This is a genomic window from Nocardia altamirensis NBRC 108246, assembly GCF_001612685.1.
GTDB lineage: Bacteria > Actinomycetota > Actinomycetes > Mycobacteriales > Mycobacteriaceae > Nocardia > Nocardia altamirensis.
This window is the reverse complement of record NZ_BDAY01000072.1, coordinates 46,265-65,886: the sequence shown is the minus strand read 5'-3', so window position 1 is coordinate 65,886 and position 19,622 is coordinate 46,265. Positions and strand designations below refer to the sequence as shown.

At 66.2% G+C, this 19,622-nt stretch carries 20 protein-coding genes; 11 read left to right on the top strand and 9 right to left on the bottom strand.

The genetic code is table 11. From position 1 onward, the window contains the following. From sucB to NA11_RS32520, 8 genes are all read left to right on the top strand, one after another. Nucleotides 1-770 (top strand): 2-oxoglutarate dehydrogenase, E2 component, dihydrolipoamide succinyltransferase (gene sucB / locus NA11_RS32555; protein WP_069165876.1); only part of this gene is annotated, 770 nt, incomplete at its 5' end. Nucleotides 771-783: 13 nt separating this feature from the next. Further along, nucleotides 784-1,692 (top strand): TIGR01777 family oxidoreductase, encoded by a 909-nt coding sequence (locus NA11_RS32550; RefSeq protein WP_069165875.1) that lies wholly within the window; start codon nt 784-786, stop codon nt 1,690-1,692. Next, on the top strand, nt 1,689-2,222 hold the full coding sequence (locus NA11_RS32545) for a GNAT family N-acetyltransferase (RefSeq protein WP_069165874.1): 534 nt from the start codon (nt 1,689-1,691) through the stop codon (nt 2,220-2,222). The genes NA11_RS32550 and NA11_RS32545 overlap by 4 nt, the downstream gene beginning before the upstream one ends. A gap of 107 nt (nt 2,223-2,329) precedes the next feature. Continuing rightward, a complete protein-coding gene (gene lipB, locus NA11_RS32540; protein ID WP_069165873.1) occupies nt 2,330-3,055 on the top strand; it encodes a lipoyl(octanoyl) transferase LipB in 726 nt (241 codons plus the stop codon). Nucleotides 3,056-3,133: 78 nt separating this feature from the next. Next, nucleotides 3,134-4,150 carry a lipoyl synthase gene (gene lipA / locus NA11_RS32535; RefSeq protein ID WP_069165872.1) on the top strand — a complete coding sequence of 339 codons (1,017 nt, stop codon included), beginning with the start codon at nt 3,134-3,136 and terminating at the stop codon, nt 4,148-4,150. A 235-nt stretch (nt 4,151-4,385) separates the two neighbouring features. Beyond that, nucleotides 4,386-5,885, top strand: coding sequence for a serine hydrolase domain-containing protein (locus NA11_RS32530; protein WP_069165871.1), 1,500 nt, complete (start codon nt 4,386-4,388; stop codon nt 5,883-5,885). A 208-nt stretch (nt 5,886-6,093) separates the two neighbouring features. Next, nucleotides 6,094-7,596, top strand: a complete 1,503-nt coding sequence (locus NA11_RS32525) for a serine hydrolase domain-containing protein (protein WP_069165870.1) — start codon at nt 6,094-6,096, stop codon at nt 7,594-7,596. A 195-nt stretch (nt 7,597-7,791) separates the two neighbouring features. After that, a complete protein-coding gene (locus NA11_RS32520) occupies nt 7,792-8,241 on the top strand; it encodes a hypothetical protein (protein ID WP_084655246.1) in 450 nt (149 codons plus the stop codon). 137 nt (nt 8,242-8,378) lie between these two features. Here NA11_RS32520 and NA11_RS32515 read toward each other — a convergent pair whose 3' ends face one another. Together NA11_RS32515 and NA11_RS32510 are read right to left on the bottom strand one after the other, a co-directional pair. Further along, nucleotides 8,379-9,686: an MFS transporter gene (locus NA11_RS32515; RefSeq protein ID WP_069165869.1), complete on the bottom strand. Its 1,308-nt coding sequence runs from the start codon at nt 9,684-9,686 to the stop codon at nt 8,379-8,381. A gap of 32 nt (nt 9,687-9,718) precedes the next feature. Further along, complete coding sequence (locus tag NA11_RS32510; RefSeq protein ID WP_069165868.1) at nt 9,719-10,228, bottom strand: GNAT family N-acetyltransferase; 510 nt, start codon at nt 10,226-10,228, stop codon at nt 9,719-9,721. Nucleotides 10,229-10,393: 165 nt separating this feature from the next. Between NA11_RS32510 and NA11_RS32505 the strand changes: the two genes are divergently transcribed. Next, nucleotides 10,394-12,589 (top strand): elongation factor G-like protein EF-G2, encoded by a 2,196-nt coding sequence (locus tag NA11_RS32505; RefSeq protein ID WP_069165867.1) that lies wholly within the window; start codon nt 10,394-10,396, stop codon nt 12,587-12,589. A 53-nt stretch (nt 12,590-12,642) separates the two neighbouring features. On the opposite strand, the gene NA11_RS32500 is transcribed toward NA11_RS32505, so the two are convergent. Both NA11_RS32500 and NA11_RS32495 read right to left on the bottom strand, forming a co-directional pair. Continuing rightward, on the bottom strand, nt 12,643-13,548 hold the full coding sequence (locus NA11_RS32500) for a tyrosine-protein phosphatase (protein ID WP_069165866.1): 906 nt from the start codon (nt 13,546-13,548) through the stop codon (nt 12,643-12,645). A 408-nt stretch (nt 13,549-13,956) separates the two neighbouring features. Next, nucleotides 13,957-14,358, bottom strand: coding sequence for a RidA family protein (locus tag NA11_RS32495; protein ID WP_069165888.1), 402 nt, complete (start codon nt 14,356-14,358; stop codon nt 13,957-13,959). A gap of 118 nt (nt 14,359-14,476) precedes the next feature. On the opposite strand from NA11_RS32495, the gene NA11_RS32490 reads away from it, so the two are divergent. Then, the gene (locus NA11_RS32490; protein ID WP_141717959.1) at nt 14,477-14,785 is read left to right on the top strand and encodes a hypothetical protein; all 309 of its coding nucleotides are present in this window, start codon (nt 14,477-14,479) and stop codon (nt 14,783-14,785) included. Between the two features lie 130 nt (nt 14,786-14,915). Here NA11_RS32490 and NA11_RS32485 read toward each other — a convergent pair whose 3' ends face one another. The 3 genes from NA11_RS32485 to glnA form a co-directional block, all read right to left on the bottom strand. After that, nucleotides 14,916-15,353 carry a DNA-binding protein gene (locus NA11_RS32485; RefSeq protein WP_245746336.1) on the bottom strand — a complete coding sequence of 146 codons (438 nt, stop codon included), beginning with the start codon at nt 15,351-15,353 and terminating at the stop codon, nt 14,916-14,918. Continuing rightward, nucleotides 15,335-15,622 (bottom strand): hypothetical protein, encoded by a 288-nt coding sequence (locus tag NA11_RS32480; protein WP_174567761.1) that lies wholly within the window; start codon nt 15,620-15,622, stop codon nt 15,335-15,337. Before NA11_RS32480 ends, NA11_RS32485 begins: the two co-directional genes overlap by 19 nt. Nucleotides 15,623-15,784: 162 nt before the next feature. Then, nucleotides 15,785-17,221 (bottom strand): type I glutamate--ammonia ligase, encoded by a 1,437-nt coding sequence (gene glnA, locus NA11_RS32475; RefSeq protein WP_069165864.1) that lies wholly within the window; start codon nt 17,219-17,221, stop codon nt 15,785-15,787. 288 nt (nt 17,222-17,509) lie between these two features. Here glnA and NA11_RS32470 point away from each other — a divergent pair, with 288 nt between their 5' ends. After that, nucleotides 17,510-17,965 carry an RDD family protein gene (locus NA11_RS32470; protein ID WP_069165863.1) on the top strand — a complete coding sequence of 152 codons (456 nt, stop codon included), beginning with the start codon at nt 17,510-17,512 and terminating at the stop codon, nt 17,963-17,965. 368 nt (nt 17,966-18,333) lie between these two features. Here the strand turns inward: NA11_RS32470 and NA11_RS32465 are convergent, their stop codons facing one another. Together NA11_RS32465 and NA11_RS32460 are read right to left on the bottom strand one after the other, a co-directional pair. Further along, nucleotides 18,334-19,068, bottom strand: a complete 735-nt coding sequence (locus tag NA11_RS32465) for a DUF4191 domain-containing protein (protein WP_069165862.1) — start codon at nt 19,066-19,068, stop codon at nt 18,334-18,336. A gap of 87 nt (nt 19,069-19,155) precedes the next feature. Then, nucleotides 19,156-19,605, bottom strand: coding sequence for a TY-Chap domain-containing protein (locus NA11_RS32460; protein ID WP_069165861.1), 450 nt, complete (start codon nt 19,603-19,605; stop codon nt 19,156-19,158). Nucleotides 19,606-19,622: the final 17 nt, after the last annotated feature.

The window sequence follows — 19,622 nt, the reverse complement described above, 5'->3', positions numbered from 1 at the left end:
CCAAGGCGCCTGCCGCCCGCGCGGCCGCCACCCCGCAGCTGGCACACCTGCGCGGCACCGTGCAGAAGGCGAACCGCATCCGCCAGATCACCGCGACCAAGACCCTGGAATCGCTGCGCACCACCGCGCAGCTGACCCAGGTGCACGAGGCCGACGTCACCAAGATCGCGGCGCTGCGCAGCCAGGCCAAGGCGGCCTACAAGGAGCGCGAGGGCGTCAACCTGACGTTCCTGCCGTTCTTCGCCAAGGCCGTCGTCGAGGCGCTCGGCGTGCACCCGAACATCAACGCCTCCTACGACGACTCCACCAAGGAGGTCACCTACCACGCGGCGGTGCACCTCGGCATCGCGGTGGACACCGAGCAGGGCCTGCTGTCCCCGATCATCCACAACGCGAGCGACCTGTCGCTGGCCGGCCTGGCACGCGCCATCGCCGACATCGCCAACCGCGCCCGCAACGGTGGCCTCAAGCCCGACGAGCTGTCCGGTGGCACCTTCACCATCACCAACATCGGCAGCCAGGGCGCGCTGTTCGACACCCCGATCCTGGTTCCGCCGCAGGCGGCCATGCTCGGCACCGGCGCGATCGTCAAGCGCCCCGTGGTGGTCAAGGACGAGACGGGCAACGAGTCCATCGGCGTTCGCTCGATGTGCTACCTGCCGCTCACCTACGACCACCGCCTCATCGACGGCGCCGACGCTGGTCGCTTCCTGACCACCATCCGGCACCGGCTCGAGGAAGCGGCGTTCGAGGCGGACCTCGGCCTGTAATGACCCGGCACGCATGAAGGTCGTGATCGCCGGCTCGTCCGGATTGATCGGGACGGCGCTCGTCGCGGCACTGCGCCGCGACGGGCACGAAGTCGCCCGCCTGGTACGCAGGCGGGCGGCGGGCCCGGACGAGTACACCTGGGATCCGGTCCGTGCCGACCTGGACGAGCGGGCGCTGCGCGGCGCCGACGCGGTGGTCAACCTGTGCGGCGCCACCATCGGGCGGCGGCGCTGGAACGGCAGCTTCAAGCAGGAGCTGCGCGACAGCCGGATCACCCCGACCGACGTGCTGGCGAGCGCCGTCGCCGCCGCGGATGTACCGACGCTGCTGAATGCCAGCGGCGTGCACATCTACGGCGGCGCCACCGGCGACCGGGTGGTCGACGAAACCTCGCCCGCGGGTGCGGGTTTCCTCGCGACGCTGTGCCGCGACTGGGAGGCGGCCAGCCGTCCCGCCGCCGACGCTGGTGTGCGCACGGTGTTGCTGCGCAGTGCCATCGTGTTGTCGCGCCGCGGCGGCATGCTCAACACGCTGCAGCCGCTGTACTCGCTCGGCCTCGGCGGTCGCCTCGGCAACGGCCGCCAGTACACGCCGTGGATTTCGCTCGCCGACGAGGTCGGCGCGATTGTGTTCACCCTCGGCAACGACAAACTCACCGGCCCGATCAATGTGGTCGGCCCGGCTCCCGTGACCAATGCCGAGTTCAGTCGTGCACTCGGCCGGTCGCTGCACCGCCCGACCCCGCTGGTGGTGCCTGCCTTCGCACTGCGCGCACTGCTCGGCGAGGTCGCGGACGAGGCAATCCTGCACGGACCGAGGGCAATACCGACGGCCCTCGAGGAGGCGGGCTACGAGTTCCAGCACCCCACCATCGGCGCCGCGCTGGCCGCGACGGTGGGACGACCCGGAGACGAACGATGACCGACAAGCTCGACACCCGCCCCGCCACCCTCATCAGGGACGCGCACCGCGACGACCTGCCTGCGATCCTCACCATCCACAACGCGAATATCGCCACCTCGACCGCGATTTGGGATCTGGAGGAGGTCGGGCTCGACGAGCGGCTCGCCTGGTTCGAGAACCGCACCGCCGCGGGGCTGCCGATCGTGGTCGCCGAGGTCGACGGCGTCGTCGCCGGGTACGCGAGCTACGGGCCGTGGCGACCGAAGGCGGGTTACCGCTTCACCGTGGAGAATTCGGTCTACGTCGACGAGCGGTTCCACCGCCGCGGCATCGCCAGCGCGCTGCTCACCGAACTCATCGATCGGGCTCGCGGCGCCGAGGTGCATGCGATCGTCGCAGGCATCGAATCGGGCAACACCGGCTCGATCCAGTTGCACGAGCGTTTCGGCTTCCGCACGGTCGGCGTGCTCCCCGAGGTCGGCCACAAGTTCGGCCGCTGGATGGACCTGACCCTCATGCAGCTGACGCTGCCCTTCGCACCGCGCTAGCGGATCACTTCAGCCGAGCTACCCGCCGCCCACACCTGGCTAACATGTGGCACTCCCCACACCATGCTCCTGGAACAGCCCGACCGGTCCGGCGTACCGTCAAGGACGTGAACGACACGCGCACCACTTGGTCCGCCCGATTCGATACGACCCCGATCGTGGTCGAGGATCTCGGACTCATCGATTACCACCGCGCCTGGGAGCTGCAGCGAACCATCGCCGCCGAGCGGGCCGAAGGTAACGGATCCGATCACCTGCTGCTGCTGGAGCACCCGCCGGTCTACACCGCGGGCCGTCGCACCGAGGCCGAGGATCTGCCGATCGACGGCAGCCCGGTGGTCGAGGTGGACCGTGGCGGCAAGATCACCTGGCACGGACCTGGGCAGCTTGTCGGCTACCCGATCGTGCGCCTGGCCGAGCCGGTGGATGTAGTCCACTACGTGCGCCGCCTCGAGGAAGCGCTCATCACCGTCTGCACCGACCTCGGCCTGACCTGTGGCCGGATCGAGGGCCGCTCCGGCGTCTGGCTGGCCGCGACCGAGGTCTTCGCCGAGCGCAAGATCGCCGCCATCGGCGTGCGCGTCCAGCGCGGCGTTGCCCTGCACGGCATTTCGCTCAACTGCAACTCGGCGATGGACGGCTTCCAGGCGATCATCCCGTGCGGCATCCGCGACGCGGGCGTCACCACGCTGACTCGCGAGCTCGGCCGCGAGGTCACGGTGGCTGAGGTGAAGCCTCTCGTCGCCGACGCGATCACCAGGGCGTTGAACGGTGAACTCCCGGTGACCGCCCACGATCTGCGGCTGCCTTCGGCGTCGGCGCAAGGCGATTGACCGGCCGCGGCTATCGCGCATGTCACACCGGAAGGACGGGCCGCAACGGCTCGATCGTGAGGGCGTAGTGTCGATCAAGTGACCTCAGCTCAAGCACCGGCAGGACGCAAACTGCTACGCATCGAGGCGCGCAACGCGGAGACCCCGATCGAGCGCAAGCCTCAGTGGATTCGTACCAAGGCCAAGATGGGCCCGGAGTACACCGAGCTCAAAGGGCTCGTCAAACGCGAGGGCTTGCACACGGTGTGCGAGGAGGCGGGCTGTCCCAACATCTTCGAATGCTGGGAAGACCGTGAGGCCACCTTCCTGATCGGCGGCGAGCAGTGCACCCGCCGCTGCGACTTCTGCCAGATCGACACCGGCAAACCGGCCGCACTCGATCGCGACGAGCCGCGCAGGGTCGCCGAGAGCGTGCAGGCGATGGGCCTGCGCTACTCGACGATCACCGGCGTCGCCCGCGACGACCTGGACGACGGCGGCGCCTGGCTGTACGCCGAAACCGTGCGCGCCATCAAGGCTTTGAACCCGAGCACCGGTGTCGAACTGCTGATCCCGGACTTCAACGCCGAGCCGGACCAGCTGGCCGAGGTGTTCTCCTCGCGCCCGGAGGTGCTGGCGCACAACCTGGAAACGGTGCCGCGCATCTTCAAGCGCATCCGTCCCGCTTTCCGCTACGAGCGTTCCCTTTCGGTGCTCACCGCCGCCCGCGAGGCAGGCCTGGTCACCAAGTCGAACCTGATCCTCGGCATGGGCGAGACCCCGGAAGAGGTCACCCAGGCCATGCGCGACCTGCACGAGGCGGGCTGCGACATCCTCACCATCACCCAGTACCTGCGCCCCTCGCCGCGCCACCACCCGGTCGACCGCTGGGTGAAGCCCGAGGAGTTCGTCGAGCACTCGAAGATGGCCGAGCAGATCGGTTTCGCGGGTGTGATGGCCGGGCCGCTGGTCCGCTCGTCGTACCGCGCAGGCCGGCTCTACGCGCAGGCGATGACCCATCACGGGCGCGAAATCCCGGCCACCATGGCGCATCTCGCACAGGAGGGCACTGCCTCGCAGGAGGCGTCCGCCGTGCTGGCGCGCTTCGGCAGCTGACCGAGTCGATTGCCTGACCGGGTCAGGCCTGGCACCCTCGTTCACGGGGTGCTGGGCCTGATTTCGTTGTGCGATATCGGAGCGGCTGGCGCACGGCCATGGTTCGTCGGTGAAGGCGCCTGGTAGCTCAGCCGATACACTGAGATGCGGATTCGCAGTTTCACGGGGGGAATGAAACATGCTCAGTCGCAATGCCTTCACTCGGCTTGTCCGGGGAGCCGCCGGGATATTTGCCATGACGGCGGTCGCTACCATGCTGGTCGGCTGCGAATCTCCCCGCGAATGCGGGCCCAATGCCAGCTGTGCCGCCAAATTCCTTCCGACGGAGGTGACGAGCACGCTCGACGAGATCGTCCGCAAGCAGATGGACGCGGGTCTGATCCCCGGAGCCCTTGTCGCGGTGCGTGATCCGGATCGTGGTGCGTACACCAAGGCCTACGGTGTCGCCGATCTCGTCTCCGGGCGTCCGATGGATGTCGGCGATCACGTCCGAATCGCCAGTGTCACCAAGACTTTCACGGCGACCGCCGTGCTGATGGCTGCTGACGAAGGCAAACTCTCGCTCGACGATCCGTTGGAGAAGTACGTGCTCGGCGTGCCCAACGGCCACATCATCACCGTCCGCGACCTGCTCGGCATGCGCGGCGGAGTCTGGGATCTCGGTGAGGATCCCGGCTATTTGGCCCAGCTCGTGTCGAAGGAGCCGGGCAATTGGCTCGACGGCGATCGAGTGAGCCTGCTCGCCGCCCATCCCGAGAAGGCACGGCAACCACGCACCAACACCGCGTACTCGAATTCCGAGTACTTCCTGCTCGGACTCGTGCTGGAGAAGGTCACCGGCAAGCCGGTACCCGAGGTTCTCGACGCTGTCGCGACGGCGCACGGACTGTCCGAGACCAGTTATCCCACCGATGCCACCGTGCCGGCTCCGGCGAGCCGCGGCTACAGCTATTTCGACACAACCGCGACCGACGTCACCGCGCGCAACATGCCCGCCGTATTCGGTGCCGCAGGCTCGATGGTCTCGACCATCGGCGACCTCGTCGCCTACGCACCCCTGCTTGCCGGTGGCGATCTGCTGAAGCCCGAAACCAGCCAGACCAGACAGCAATTCACCGAGGGCGCCTTCGCGGGTGAACACTTCGAGTACGCCCTCGGCCTGCAACGCTTCGGCCCATGGCTCGGCGACACAGGGAGTGTGCCCGGCTACACCACTCATGTCGCCTACCTCCCCGACCGCAGGATCAGCGTCGCGGTGGCGGTCAACCAGAACACGCATCCGCCCGGCCTGATGTCGCTCTCCGCGTCCTCGATCTGGGGCGCGATCGTGCGGCAGCTCTATCCAGAGTCGTTCCCCGGCAACGGGCCCAAGCCGACGACGCCTCCTCCGCCAGTGCCGTACCCGGCAGACCTGACCGCACAGCTGGCTCGAACTCTCGACCCGAGCATCCCCGCAGACCAGAAGACCCTGCGGAGCATGGGCGAAGCCAAGGACCCCGAACTACTGACTCGCCTGGCGTCGGTCTGGGCCGAGCACCCGTCGACGGTCCAGGTCGACAAGGTGACCGAATTCGACGGCGAGGCAATGCTCGCCACGTCGACGTTGACCTATGACGGCGGCAAGCGCCCCATCATCATCCCTTTCGCCGCGCGGAACAACGCCTGGGTACTCACCACCCACTGGGTCTGCCGAAACCTGACCGCCGCAGGCAAAACCTCACCCGCCTGCGCCTGATCTGCTGCGCTCGCACACTTCGGCAACTGATCTAACAACTTCATATACCTGGTCCTCGTACGCCCGCAGAGTGTTTCGCTGGGCGTGCGAGGACCTATTCATGTGTGACCTGTTCATGCGTGAGGTGCCGCCCCCGCGGCGCGATGACGGTCGCGTGGGATCGGAGTAGTACTCGTGTATCTGGTTCAGAGCGTGGGGGGATCGAAAAATGTTCGGTAGGAACAGACTTGCGCGGTACGCCCTCGGCCTGACCGTTGCGGCGGTCGCCACGATGCTGGTCGGCTGCTGGGAGGTGGAGGGCGGGCCCGCGTTCCCGGCGGAGGTGGCGAGCAAGCTCGACGAGACCGTCCGCAAGCAGATGGACGCCGGCCTGATCCCCGGTGCGCTTGTCGCGATCCACGACCCCGAGCACGGCACGCTCGTGAAGGCTTACGGTGTCGCCGATCTCGCGTCCGGGCGGCCGATGCAGGTCACCGACCACGTCCGGATCGGCAGTGTCACCAAGACTTTCACGGCGACCGCGGTGCTCAAGGCCGCGGACGAAGGCAAACTCTCGCTCGACGATCCGCTGGAGAAGTACGTCCCCGGCGTCCCGAACGGGCAGACCATCACCCTGCGCGACCTGCTCGGCATGCGCGGCGGAGTCTGGGATCTCGGCGGCGATCCCGACTACACGGCTCAGCTCCTGTCGAAGGAAACCGGCGAATGGCAGGACGGCGCTCGGCTGCGCCTGCTGACCACCAACCCGGACAAGGCACAACCACCGCGCACCAAGACCGAATACTCCAACTCCGAATACTTCCTGCTCGGACTGGTTTTGGAGAAAGTAACCGGCAAGCCGATCCACGAGGTCCTCGACGGCATCGCGACGGCACACGGACTGCGCGAGACGACCTACCCGGCCGATGTCACCGTGCCGAGTCCCGCCAGCCGCGGCTACTCCTACTTCGACGAGACCGCCACCGACGTCACCGCGCGCAACTCCCCTGCCCTCTTCGGCGCCGCAGGTTCGATGGTGTCGACCGTCAACGAACTGGCCGCCTACGCGCCCAAGCTGGCCCGCGGTGACCTGCTGAAGCCCGAAACCAACCAGACCAGACAGCAATTCACCGAAGGCACGGTCGAGTACGCTCTCGGCTTGCAGCGTTTCGGCCCATGGCTCGGCCATACCGGCGGCGTGCTCGGCTACTCCACCCATGTCGCCTATCTCCCGGAGCGTCGCGTCAGCGTCGCGGTGGTCGTCAACCAGTACACGGTGCCGCCGACGCTGCTTCAGGTGTCCGCGTCCTCGATCTGGGGCGCGATCGTGCACCAGCTCTACCCCGACTCGCTGCCCGGCAACGAGCCGGATCCGACGACGCCTCCGCCGCTGCCTACCGCGGCCGACCTGACCGCACAACTGGCGCAGACCTTCGACCCGAACGTCCCCGCCGCCGGAAAAACCCTGCGCATCGCGGGCGAGGACAAGGATCCCGAACTGCTGACCAAGCTGGCGACGGTCTTCGCGCCCTACCCGATGACCATCGAGGTCAACAAGGTGACCGAGTTCAACGGCGACAGCCTGCTCGCCACCTCGATCTCGAGCTCGGCGGGCGCCAAACGCCCGATAGTCGTCCCGTTGGTGGCCGAGGACAATGCGTGGCGACTCGAGACCGGCTGGGTCTGCGAAAGCATCATCCCGCTCGGCGAAACCTCGCCTGCCTGCGTCTGATCCGGCATCGCGTTCGCATATTCGCCGGCCATTCGGTGAATATGCGAACGCACAATTGCGCGCAGACCGGTTGATCGAATTCGCCGTGCGGTCACCAAGGGGTATCCACACTTCCGTTCGAAACGAATACCTCGGTAAACCCGACAAACCTGTTGGGTCCTGATTCCGCTTTGTCGAGTCACCGAGGAGTTCCGTATGAAACGCACCATGCGCAAGGTCGCCGCAATTGCCGCCGCGGCCGCAGCGGCGCCGATCCTGTTCACCGCCACCGCACAGGCCGATCCGGGCACCGTGTACTTCAGTGTGGGCAGCTTCAACTGCGCCATCTTCGGGGACGGCACCACCGGCTGCGACTTCGCCTACCCCATGCGCATCCAGTACAGCAACGTGCCGTTCACGTTCTTCGCCAGCGAGATGGTCATCGACCAGCCTTGGCTGCCCGCCCATCCCACGTTCGACCCAGGCACCCCCTACACCCTCCCCGGCGGCAACCCGAGCCTCGACTCGGTCAAGACCGGTCAGGGCCAGTGGGGCCCGTACATCGAACACGCGGGCGCCAAATGCGAAATCGGCTTCCACGGCAGCTTCAACTGCACCACCAAGGGCCGCGCCTTCGGCTCCTACGGCGGCATCGTCTCCGCCTGACCTCTAGGAGCGGTGAGTGGATCCTGGTGACTTCAGCGGCGAAATCGACCTGGTCATCAGGATTCTCACCGATCCGGACACGCTGACAGCCGAGGCCGCCGTAGTCCGGCGCCGTACCGAATCCTGGTCCGGCCCCGCTAGGGCTGGGGGCGAGTGCGTTTCCAGAGGGCTACGACGCCGACGGCGGAGGCGATCATGCAGGCGCCGACGACCCAGAGGCCTGCGCGTTGCGTGCCGGTCCAGTCCTTGAGGCCGCCGGTGATGTAGGGGGCGGCGAAGCCGCTGAGGTTGCCGATGGAGTTGATCAAAGCGATGCCGCCTGCTGCGGCGGCGCCGGAGAGGAAGGCGCTCGGCAGCGCCCAGAAGGTGGGGAGGGCGGCGAGAACACCTACGGCGCAGACGGTTACCGCGACCATGGCGGCGAACGGGTTGCCGAGGTAGAGCGCCACCGGAATGGCGAGCCCGCCGATCAGCGCGGGAAGCGCGACGTGCCAAGCCCTTTCGCCGGTGCGGTCGCCGTGCCTGCTCCACCACACCATCACCACGGCGCCGATCACGTAGGGCACCGCGTTGATCAGGCCGCGCTGCACCACCGAATAGTGGGTGCCGTACTGCTCTTGGAATCCGTTGATGATCGTCGGCAGGAAGAATCCCAACGCGTACAGCCCGTACACGATGCCGCCGTAGACGAGGGCGAGGCCGAGTATCCGTGCGTCGGTGAGCGCCTTGCGCAGCGTCCACTGCCCGGCCTTCTCCACCTCGGCCTGCTCCGCCGCGAGTTCGCTACTGAGCCATTGCCTTTCGTCCCGCGTCAGCCATTTCGCCTGTGCGGGACTGTCGGTGAGGAAGAACCAGGTCACCACCGCGAGCAGCAACGCAGGCAGGCCCTCGACGAGGAACATGAACCGCCAGCCGCTGAGCCCGAAAACCCCATGGCCGTACTCGATGATCAGGCTCGACACGGTCGAACCGAGCGCGGTGGACACCGGAATGGCGACCATGAACAGCGCGACGATCTTCGCCCGCTGCGACTGCGGAAACCAGTAGGTGAGATAGAGCAGGATGCCGGGAAAGAACCCGGCTTCCGCCACCCCGAGCGCGAATCGCAGGATGTAGAGCACGGTTTCGTTGGGCACGAACGCCATCGCCGTCGCGACCAGACCCCAGCTCGCCAGGATCCTGGCGATCCACCGGCGCGCCCCGAACCGGTGCAACGCCAGATTGCTCGGCACCTCGAGCAGCAGGTAGCCGATGAAGAAGATCCCCGACGCCAGCCCGAACGCCGTCTCGGTGAGCCCGAGATCGGCCTTCATCCCGCTCGGCCCGGCGAACCCGATATTGACCCGGTCCAGATAGTTGACGAAGTACAGCAGCCCGAGGAAGGGCACCAGGCGGAGTGTGACCTTGCGCAGCGTCGCGCGTGACACGTCGGGTGTGACAACCATCCGCGCACTCTCACCCCGACGGCGCCCGCTGGTCAAGTCCGCACAGCGCGCACGTAGCAGTCGACCGGTCCCTCGTCGTCCTCGCCGGAGTGGCTGAAAACGAACCCGGCGCGCAGCGCGACCGCCGCGGACGGGCGGTTTTCCGGATCAACCCTGATCAGCGCCGCCTCCGCCAGACCCGATTCCGCGAGGTATCGGCACGCGAGCTCGACCGCGCGCGTCGCATAGCCGCGTCCGCGGCGGTCCGGATAGATTCCGTAGGCCAGATTCGCCTGTCCCGGTGCGAGATACGACTGCCTGGTGTGCACGTCCACGGTGCCGACCAAGGTTTCGTCCGCGACTTCGACCACCGCGAATGTTCTACTGGCTCCATTGTTTTGCCATCGCTGCACACATCGATCGAAATGCCGCACCACTGTCTCCAGCGTGCTGCGCCCACCGTTCAACCAGCGAGCCAGTTCGTCGTCCTCGCCCGCCAGGTGCGCCTCGGCGTCGGCCACCGTGATCGGGCGCAGTGCGACAACGCCGTCTGATACCAGCATCGGGCCATCTTGGGCGGGCCGAAGGACCCGCGGCAAGGGGTTATCGGACGGCACGGACTGTGCGGTCCGCACACACCGGATCTCCCGATCCGTGGACGCGCGGCTACCGCCGGTGGGAAGCTCGAAGTACCGCAGGTGACGGGGCGCGAGGAAGCGAGACGCACAGTGGACAAGAGTGGAGCTGCTGGGGGCAACGGCAGAGTAGTCGCGGCCGAGAGGCCGGATCAGATTCGAAATGTGGTGCTGGTCGGGCACAGTGGGTCAGGGAAGACAACGCTGGTCGAGGCGATGGCACTGACCACGGGGACGGTGAACCGGGCGGGGCGGGTCGAGGACGGGACCTCACTGTCGGATTACGACGAAATCGAGCATCGCCAGCACCGATCGGTGCAGTTGTCGGTGGTGCCGCTGGCCTGGGACGGGCTGAAGATCAACCTGCTCGACACCCCCGGATACGCGGATTTCGTCGGTGAATTGCGGGCAGGCTTGCGCGCGGCGGATGCGGCGCTGTTCGTCATCTCGGCGGCCGAGGGTTCCGAAGGCGTGAGCGGAGCGACCCGCGCACTGTGGGAGGAGTGTGCCGCGGTCGGGATGCCGAGGGCGATCGTGATCACCCATCTCGACACCGCACGCGCCGACTACGACGAGATGACCGAGACCTGTCGTGCGGTGCTCGGCGGTGGCTCCTCGGAAAATATTCTGCCGCTGCATCTTCCGGTGTACGGGCCGAAGAACCCGGACGGACATCGTCCGGTCACCGGGCTGATCGAGCTGCTGCCGAACTGCGTGGTCGACTATTCGACCGGCGAATGTGTGGCAGGCGCGCCGTCACCCGAGCAGCAGCCGATGCTGGAGGAGGCACGCAACCGGCTGATCGAGGGCATCATCGCCGAAAGCGAAGACGAGACGCTGATGGAGCGTTATCTGGGCGGCGAGGAGATCGAGCTCGCCACCCTGGTCACCGATCTCGAGCGTGCCGTCGCCCGCGGCAGTTTCCACCCGGTCCTGTTCGGTGCACCCGCGCCGGAAGGCGCCAAACAGGGGCTGGGCACGGTCGAACTGCTCGATCTGATCAGCGGCGGCTTCCCCACCCCGTCGGAGCATGTCGTGTCCGCCGTGCGCGCCCCCAATGGCGCTGCGGCGCATCCGCTCACCTGCGATCCGAACGGTGAGCTCGCGGCCGAGGTGATCCGCACCGCGTCGGATCCGTACGTCGGCCGGGTGTCGCTGGTGCGCGTGTTCTCCGGCACGCTGCGCGCCGACGACACCGTGCACGTCTGCGGACACGGCCAGGAGGATCGCGGTCACGAAAGCCACGACGTGGACGAACGGGTCGGCGCGGTCTCCACGCCGTTCGGCAAGGGCCAGCGCCCGCTCGGCCAGGCCATCGCGGGCGATATCGCCTACGTGACCAAACTCAGCCGCGCGGAAACCGGCGACACCCTGTCCGGCACCGGCACGCCGCTACTGATCGAACCGTGGCAGATGCCGGATCCCTTGCTGCCCATCGCGATCGCCGCGCACAGCAAGGCCGACGAGGACAAGCTCTCGCAAAGCCTGGCCAGGTTGGCGGCCGAGGATCCAGCGGTGCGGCTCGAACACAACAGTCACACCAGGCAATTGGTGCTGTGGTGCCTCGGCGAGGCGCATCGCGATGTCGCGTTGGAGCGACTGCGCACCCGGTTCGGCGTGCAGGTCGACGTGATCGAGCATCAGGTTGCGCTGCGAGAAACGTTCGCGGGCAAGGCGAATGGGCGCGGCAGGCACGTCAAGCAGTCCGGTGGACACGGCCAGTACGCCGTCTGCGAGATCGAAGTGGAGCCGCTGCCCGGCGGGTCAGGCATCGAGTTCGTGGACAAGGTGGTTGGCGGAGTCGTTCCCCGCCAATTCATTCCGTCGGTGGAGAAAGGGGTGCGTGCGCAGGCGCTGCGCGGGGTTGCCACCGGTAATCCGCTGGTCGATGTGCGGGTCACACTGTTCGACGGGAAGGCGCATTCGGTGGACTCCTCCGATGCGGCATTCCAGACGGCCGGTGCCCTGGCCTTGCGCGAGGCCGCCAACGCTGCGGGAATCGCCCTGCTGGAACCGCTTGCCGAGGTATGGGTGCTGGTGTCCGACGACTACGTCGGCCCGGTGTTGAGCGACCTTTCCGGTCGTCGCGGTCGCGTCCTCGGCACCGAGCCGCACGGCGCGGGCCGGACCCGAATCCACGCCGAGGTGCCGGAACTCGAACTCAGTCGCTACGCCATCGATCTGCGTTCGCTCTCGCACGGCACCGGCGACTTCACCCGCTCCTACACCCGGCACGAACCGATGCCGACCCAACTGGCCACCGCGTTGCGCGCCAAAAAGCAGGCCTAGTGCTGTTGGGGCCCATCCACTTTCGGTGGACGGGCCCCAACGACTTTCCTTGACTAGCTGACGAGGTTCTTGCGCAGCTTCAGGATGGTTCCGGCATCGAGGCCAAGGCCCTGGGTCAGGAACTTGCCGAAGCTGCCGTAGTCCTGTTCCAGCTTCGCGACGGCCGTGTCCAGGTACTGGTTGCGGACCTCTTGCAGCGGGATGAGCAGATCCGGATTCTGCATCAGGCCAGCCTGTTTGACCTGCTGGCGCAACGCGGCGTCGGCCGCGGCACGGTACTGGTTCGACAGCAGATAGTCCTGCTTCGCGGTGGCTTCCGGCACACCGACCGCCCGCAGCACCACATAGGTCAGGAAGCCGGTGCGGTCCTTGCCCGCGGTGCAGTGGTACAGCGTGGCCTTGTCGGTGTTGGCCAGATCCTTCACCGTCTGTCCGAACGCGGCGCGCGAGGCGGGGGTCAAGAAACTGGTGTACACCCCCTTCATGATCTCCTCGGCCTTACCGTTGCCGAGCATCTCCTCCTGCTTCACCGGGTCGCGCAACTGGATCACCTGAAGCAGCTTCTGGAACAGGCCGGTGTCGTCGATCGGCCTGGCCACCAGCTGTGCGCCCTGCGGCAGCTTGTCCGGCCCGGCGAACTGAACTTCCGCCTGCGTGCGCAGATCGATGACGGTCTTCACTTTCAGCCCCGCCAGCTTCTGCAGATCGGCCGCGGTCAGCTTTTCCAGCGAGTCCGCTCGAATGGCTTTGCCCGACTTCACCTTCGCGCCGTCATAGGTCCGATATCCGCCGATATCACGAGCATTCACCGCGCCTTGCAAATCGATCTTTCCCGCCGCGGCAACGGCGCTCTCGGCCTGCGCCTCCGGTTGCGCCGACGCCATGGGTGGTGCGGTTGTCGCCGTCAATGCAAAGGTCGCCAATGCGGCGGCGAGCAACGAAACAATTGAGATCCTCATGGCGCGGGACAGTAGGGCTCCACTCAGCCCCGCTGCGGAGTTTCCCGCTCATCCCGCCGCGTTTACCCCACTCACCGGAATCCCCTTGCCGGCCAGCGAGATTGCCCCCTCATCCACCGAGGTAACCCCTGGACAACCTGCCCTTATCGCGCCTGAGCCGCGATGCACACCGCATCGTGTCGCGAAACTTGATTCCCCATCGACGCGAGCCGCCCCGCACGCACCGTCCCCATGATCATCCCGCCAATCCACCATTCCCGCAAATCGCACGCCCGACAACACATCCGCACCCGCACTGAAATCCGCACCCCTCCTCGGCATCCGCACCCTTTCCGCGGATCCGCACTCCTTATGAGCTGCTAGAACGGGTGCGAATCCACAGAGCGAGTGCGAATCTCCCGCCGAAAACTAAAGCGCTACAACCGCTTCGACTTCGACCAGATACTCAGGACGGAACAACCCCGCAACCTGAATCAGTGAACTCGCCGGATTCGGCCGATCCCCCAGCGCAGGCCGAAGAAACTCGTCCCGCGCATCCCGAAGCACCTGCAAGTCACTCACATCGGTCACAAACCACGTGAACTTCACAACCCCTGTCCAGTCACTCCCCAACGCCTGAAGCACGTTCCCCAGATTGCTCATCGCCTGCCGAGTCTGCGCGGCAAGATCGTCCAACCCCACCACCTTCCCCTCGGTATCCATCGCAACCTGCCCCGAAACAAACGCCAGCCGCCCCGACGTAGTCACCGCATGCGAGTACCCGTTACCCGTTGCAACACCGGCAATTTCAGCAAATCTCTCATCGATCACCACCCCAGCCTAGAGCCCCGCCCGCCCCCAGTCCGCCCAACGGATCTTGGTCGTAACAACAGGCACCGAGCCCCCGATCTGGTCACCAAGCAGCGTCGCGCGAGGGGGCGGTACAGCCATGACTTCAGACCATCGGCCACCGAGATCCCTCGTGCGCAGGTTCGCCCGCCCACTCCTCGGCACCCTCGCCGCCCTCACCCTCGTGACCAGCGGACTGCTGGCCTTCGAAACCTACCGCCCCGCCACCGACAACGCACCGAGCCTCATCCCCACCCCTCCGGTCATCTCGACAACGCTGCCCACACCCGGCACCGCGCCCCTCCCTCACCTACCGACGCTCCCGTCCGACGCCTCACCAGTACCTGTGCCCGGCATCCCGCCACTACCGCCGCCCGACGCCCCACCACTTTCCGCACCCAGCACCTGACCGCTACCCATACCCGACGCCCACCGCGATTCGCCCGGGATGCCGCCGCGCCGGACAAACTCGTGCCTCGCAGGGTCGGCGTTGGTGCACACGTATTGAGCCGATCTCGCATTCACCTCGGGCAGTCGCGCTACGTCGTGATCAAATGCACGGATTCGCCACACAGCTTGCGCATGTCATCGAGGTCACTGGTGAGCATCAGCACTGGAATATGCTGGCGTAGCGCCATTTCCGCCACAACGGCATCGATCGCGTACTTGTGCCCATGCAATCCAGCTTCTAGCAACAATGCCGACGCCGCCTTCGCGGACGTTTCATCAACCTGCTCTATGCGCAGGGCGGACAGCAGCCAAGCGAGTCGCGCCCGGTCGGTCTTGCGATGGGTCGCTTCGATGATAGTGAGCGCACTGATCACGACCTCCATCCCGCGAGAGCGCGCCTCGGCGACGATCGCGACCACCGACACCGAGTCGTCGATGAGCCGAGACAATCCGTCGCAGTCCAGAACCAACGTCCCAGCATGCCCTGCCGTCGGGCGCCCAGGCTTGTTCAGCTTGCCGTGTGCCACTGCTCTGACTCACCGAGAGCCTGATCGAACATATCCCGCGCACGTCGACGTTCCGCTTCGGGCAACGGCCCATTACGCCGCTCATGATCGGCGATGTACTCGTCGAGCAGCATTCCGCGAAGCTCACGCTCGACGGCAGAGGTGATAAAAGACGAGAACTCGCGCTTACCCACCCGGCGGCGGATGGCTTCGGCGGTGCCTTCCGGCAGCGAAAGGCTGACCCGCGTCGCGGGACCTTCCCCGATCCGATGCTCCAGCTCATCGCTCACCGGAACAGATTATCAATCAAAGTAGGAAAACTCAAGGAACAGCCTGAATCTCCCCCACTGAATATCGGAAGGTCTCGTAACGACCTGAGCCGCACGCCGAACGGCCAACGGCCCACCCGCGATTCGCGGATGGGCCGTTGAACGACGCTGTGTACGAACGACTTACACGTCGAAGTAGAGCTCGAATTCGTACGGGTGCGGGCGCAGGTTCACCGGGGCGATTTCCTGCTCACGCTTGATGTTGATCCAGGTCTCGATCAGGTCGTCGGTGAAGACGTTGCCCTCGGTCAGGTAGTCGTGATCCTGCTCGAGGCGGTCGATGACCGTGGCGAGGCTGGTCGGCGCCTGCGGGATGTTCTTGGCCTCCTCCGGCGGGAGCTCGTAGAGGTCCTTGTCGACGGGGGCAAGCGGCTCGATCTTGTTCTTGATGCCGTCCAGGCCAGCCATCATCATGGCGGCGAAGGCCAGGTACGGGTTGCCCGAGGAGTCCGGCGCGCGGAACTCGATGCGCTTGGCCTTCGGGTTGTTGCCCGTGACCGGGATGCGCACGGCCGCAGAGCGGTTGCGCTGCGAGTACACCAGGTTGATCGGCGCCTCGTAGCCAGGAACCAGGCGGTGGTAGGAGTTCACGGTCGGGTTGGTGAACGCCAGCAGCGACGGCGCGTGGTGCAGGATGCCGCCGATGTAGTGCCGCGCCAGATCCGAGAGACCACCGTAGCCCGCCTCGTCGTGGAACAGCGGCTTGCCGTCCTTCCACAGCGACTGGTGCACGTGCATGCCCGAGCCGTTGTCACCGAAGAGCGGCTTCGGCATGAAGGTGACGGTCTTGCCGTCGGCCCACGCGGTGTTCTTCACGATGTACTTGAAGAGCTGCAGGTCGTCGGCCGCACCGAGCAGGGTGTTGAACTTGTAGTTGATCTCGGCCTGACCGGCGGTGCCGACCTCGTGGTGGCCGCGCTCGAGTTCGAAGCCCGCGTTCTGCAGGTTGGTCGCGATCGTGTCGCGCAGGTCCACGTAGTGGTCGTACGGCGCGACGGGGAAGTAACCACCCTTGTTGCGCACCTTGTAACCACGGTTCAGCTTGCCGTCCGGATCGAACTTCGCGCCGGTGTTCCAGGAACCGGAGACCGACTCGATCTCGTAGAACGCGCCGTTCATCTTCGAGTCGTAGCGGATCGAGTCGAAGATGTAGAACTCCGCCTCGGCGCCGAAGTACGCGGTGTCGGCGATGCCGGTCGAGCGCAGGTACTCCTCCGCCTTGCGGGCGATGTTGCGCGGGTCGCGGCTGTAGGCCTCCCGCGTGAACGGGTCGTGCACGAAGAAGTTGAGGTTCAGCGTCTTCGCCGCGCGGAACGGGTCGAGGCGCGCGGTGCTGAAGTCGGGCAGCAGCAGCATGTCCGACTCGTCGATCGACTGGAAGCCACGGACGGAGGAGCCGTCGAACGCTAGCCCTTCCTCAGCGAGGTCGGTGGTGAAAGCCTTCGCCGGGATCGAAAAGTGCTGCTGCACACCGGGAAGATCGCTGAAGCGGATGTCGACATATTCGACTTCCTCGTCGGCGAGATATTTGATGACCTCGTCGGCCGTGCTGAACGTCACTTGTTCTCCTTACGGATCGGTTCCCAGCCAGTGTCGTTTGCTGGCCTTTTCGAGCGACCTGCAAGCAGTCGCTACGGGCGGGTTCGTCGCGTCCAGACGCTATGGACGCGGTGTTTCCCCGCAGTCAAGGTTGTGTTTCGCCAGTGTTACACGTGCCGGTGGAAAGGTGAGGAGTCCCACCTGGTCTCCTAGAACATGCTAATCCTGCCATCCGACCTGGGACGCACCGACGTGAACTCCCCTTATGCGGTGCCGGGTGGTCGGTCGGCCCCGCTTATTGTGGGGGTCATGGCACGCATGACGGGATCGTGGCTCTCCGGTCCTTCGGAGGGTTCCGGCGATCAGGCAAACCCCGAGTTCCCCGGCGCACTACTGGGTCTGCCGAAGTCCGGTGCCGGGTCGCTGGCCGGGATGATGCGCCGGATCGCCGCGCTGTTCATCGACTGGATGATCGCACTCGGTATTTCCGCGGTGATCACCCGCAGCGCCTCGTCGTCCACCCTGACGTTGCTGATCTGGTTCGTGATCGGCGTGGCGGCGGTGACGCTGTTCGGGTTCACGCCGGGGCAGTATTTCCTGCGGCTGCGCACCGTCCGGATCGATGCGCCCGTGACAGTGGGCATCGTGCGAGCGCTGGCCAGGCAGGCGCTGCTGGTTTTCGTGGTGCCCGCCCTGTTCACCGATAGTGACGGCCGCGGTATGCACGATCGCGCGACCGGCACCGCGCTCGTCCATTCCCGCTGACGGCCGCATTGGTCCTGAAGGTTCGCACCGGTTCTAGGGATCCGCACTCCCTGCGGGCCCCAAAGCGGGCGCCCTCATCTCCGCCGCGATCCTCGTCGTCCACCACGCCCTCGCCTACGACCGCCCGCTCTGGCTGCTTCGCCCGTGACCGAGTGGGAACTGGTGGCGGAGCGCTCTCGGCCGATGCCGCCACCAGTTCCCACTTTGCCTACGACCGCGTGCTCTGGCTGCTTCGCGGATGACCAAGATCAAGGGGTACTGGTGCAGCAGGGCTCTCGGGCGATGCCGACACCAGTACCTCCTCGATGCGGCGACCAGTACGCGAAAGGCCCGCACCATGTGGTGCGGGCCTTTCGGGTAAGTCCAGCTCAGCGCCGGCGGATGGTCCGCTGGACGCCGCGCATCTTGGCGCCAGCAGGCATCGGTCCCTTCGGCAGGGCCGGGCCGGTGCGGGAGCTGAGCGCGGTCAACCTGCCCTCGATGAGGTCCATGCGCTTGGTGTCGATGTTGCGGGGCAGCTTGGTGAGGTAGCGCTGCAGTTCCTTCAGCGGCACCTGGCCGTCGTCGTTGCCGATGACGACGTCGTAGATCGGGGTGTCGCCGATCAGTCGCGCGGTGCGCTTCTTCTCCTGCGCGAGCAGCGATTTCACCCGCAGCGGGGAACCCTCGGCGACCAGCACCACGCCGGGCAGGCCGATCACCCGGTGCACCGCGTCGAGCTGGGTGGTCGCGGCAATGCCGTTGGTCACCCGCCACTTGCCCTGCAGGTTGTCCAGCACCCAGGCCGCGGCGCCGGCCTGTCCCTCGGCCTTGCCGTAGACGCTCTTCTGCACGCGGCGACCGAAGATGATGAACGCGCCGAGCGCGCCGAGCACGACGCCGAGCGGAACGAGGAACCAGGTCAACCCGAAGATCATGCCGATGACCAGGAAGACGGCAGTGCTGCCGAGCAAGGCGCCGATCATCAACGGCAGCAGCAGCTTGTCTTCCTTGCGCTGCATCTGGAAAGCCTGCCAGAGCTGCTGCCTGCGCTCTTTCGACTGCTGCTTGCGGGCCGCCTTCGCGGCGGCCTTCGCTTCCTTGGTGGGCTTACCTGCTGCCATGCCACTCAGGATAGTGCCAACGTGCTGGCTCTTCTGCCACGGGACCTCAGGGATGGCAGCCGGCGGGACGGGCAGGTCCAGACGGCGTCAATTCAAGCCGCGACGGGCGATCGAGCCGAGCACGGTGAGATCCAGATCACCGGACGCTTCGGTCCATCCCATCGCGCGCAACTCCACCGGTGTCTCGACGCCGAGTGCGTCGCGGAAGCCGATGGCCACAGAGCGGGCGAATTCGATCAGGCTGCGCGGGGAGATCGGCCAGAACATCGTCCTGGTCCAATTGTCGACTTCGCGCCGCATTAGCGGCTCATTCCAGCCGAGGTCACGCAATTCCTGTGCGGCGGCATCCGGAATCGGTTGCGACAGATAATGATTGCCTGCCAGCTCAGCGGATAATTTGATGTCGTATTGCATGAACTGGACATACCGGTTGCCGGGCGCCGCAATGATCAACGTCGCTCGCGAAGGTAGCTCCGACAGACATTGGGCCAGCGCTTGAACGAACTGTTCCCAGTCCGCGGTCACCGGCTCACTCATACTTCCCCCGGGCACTC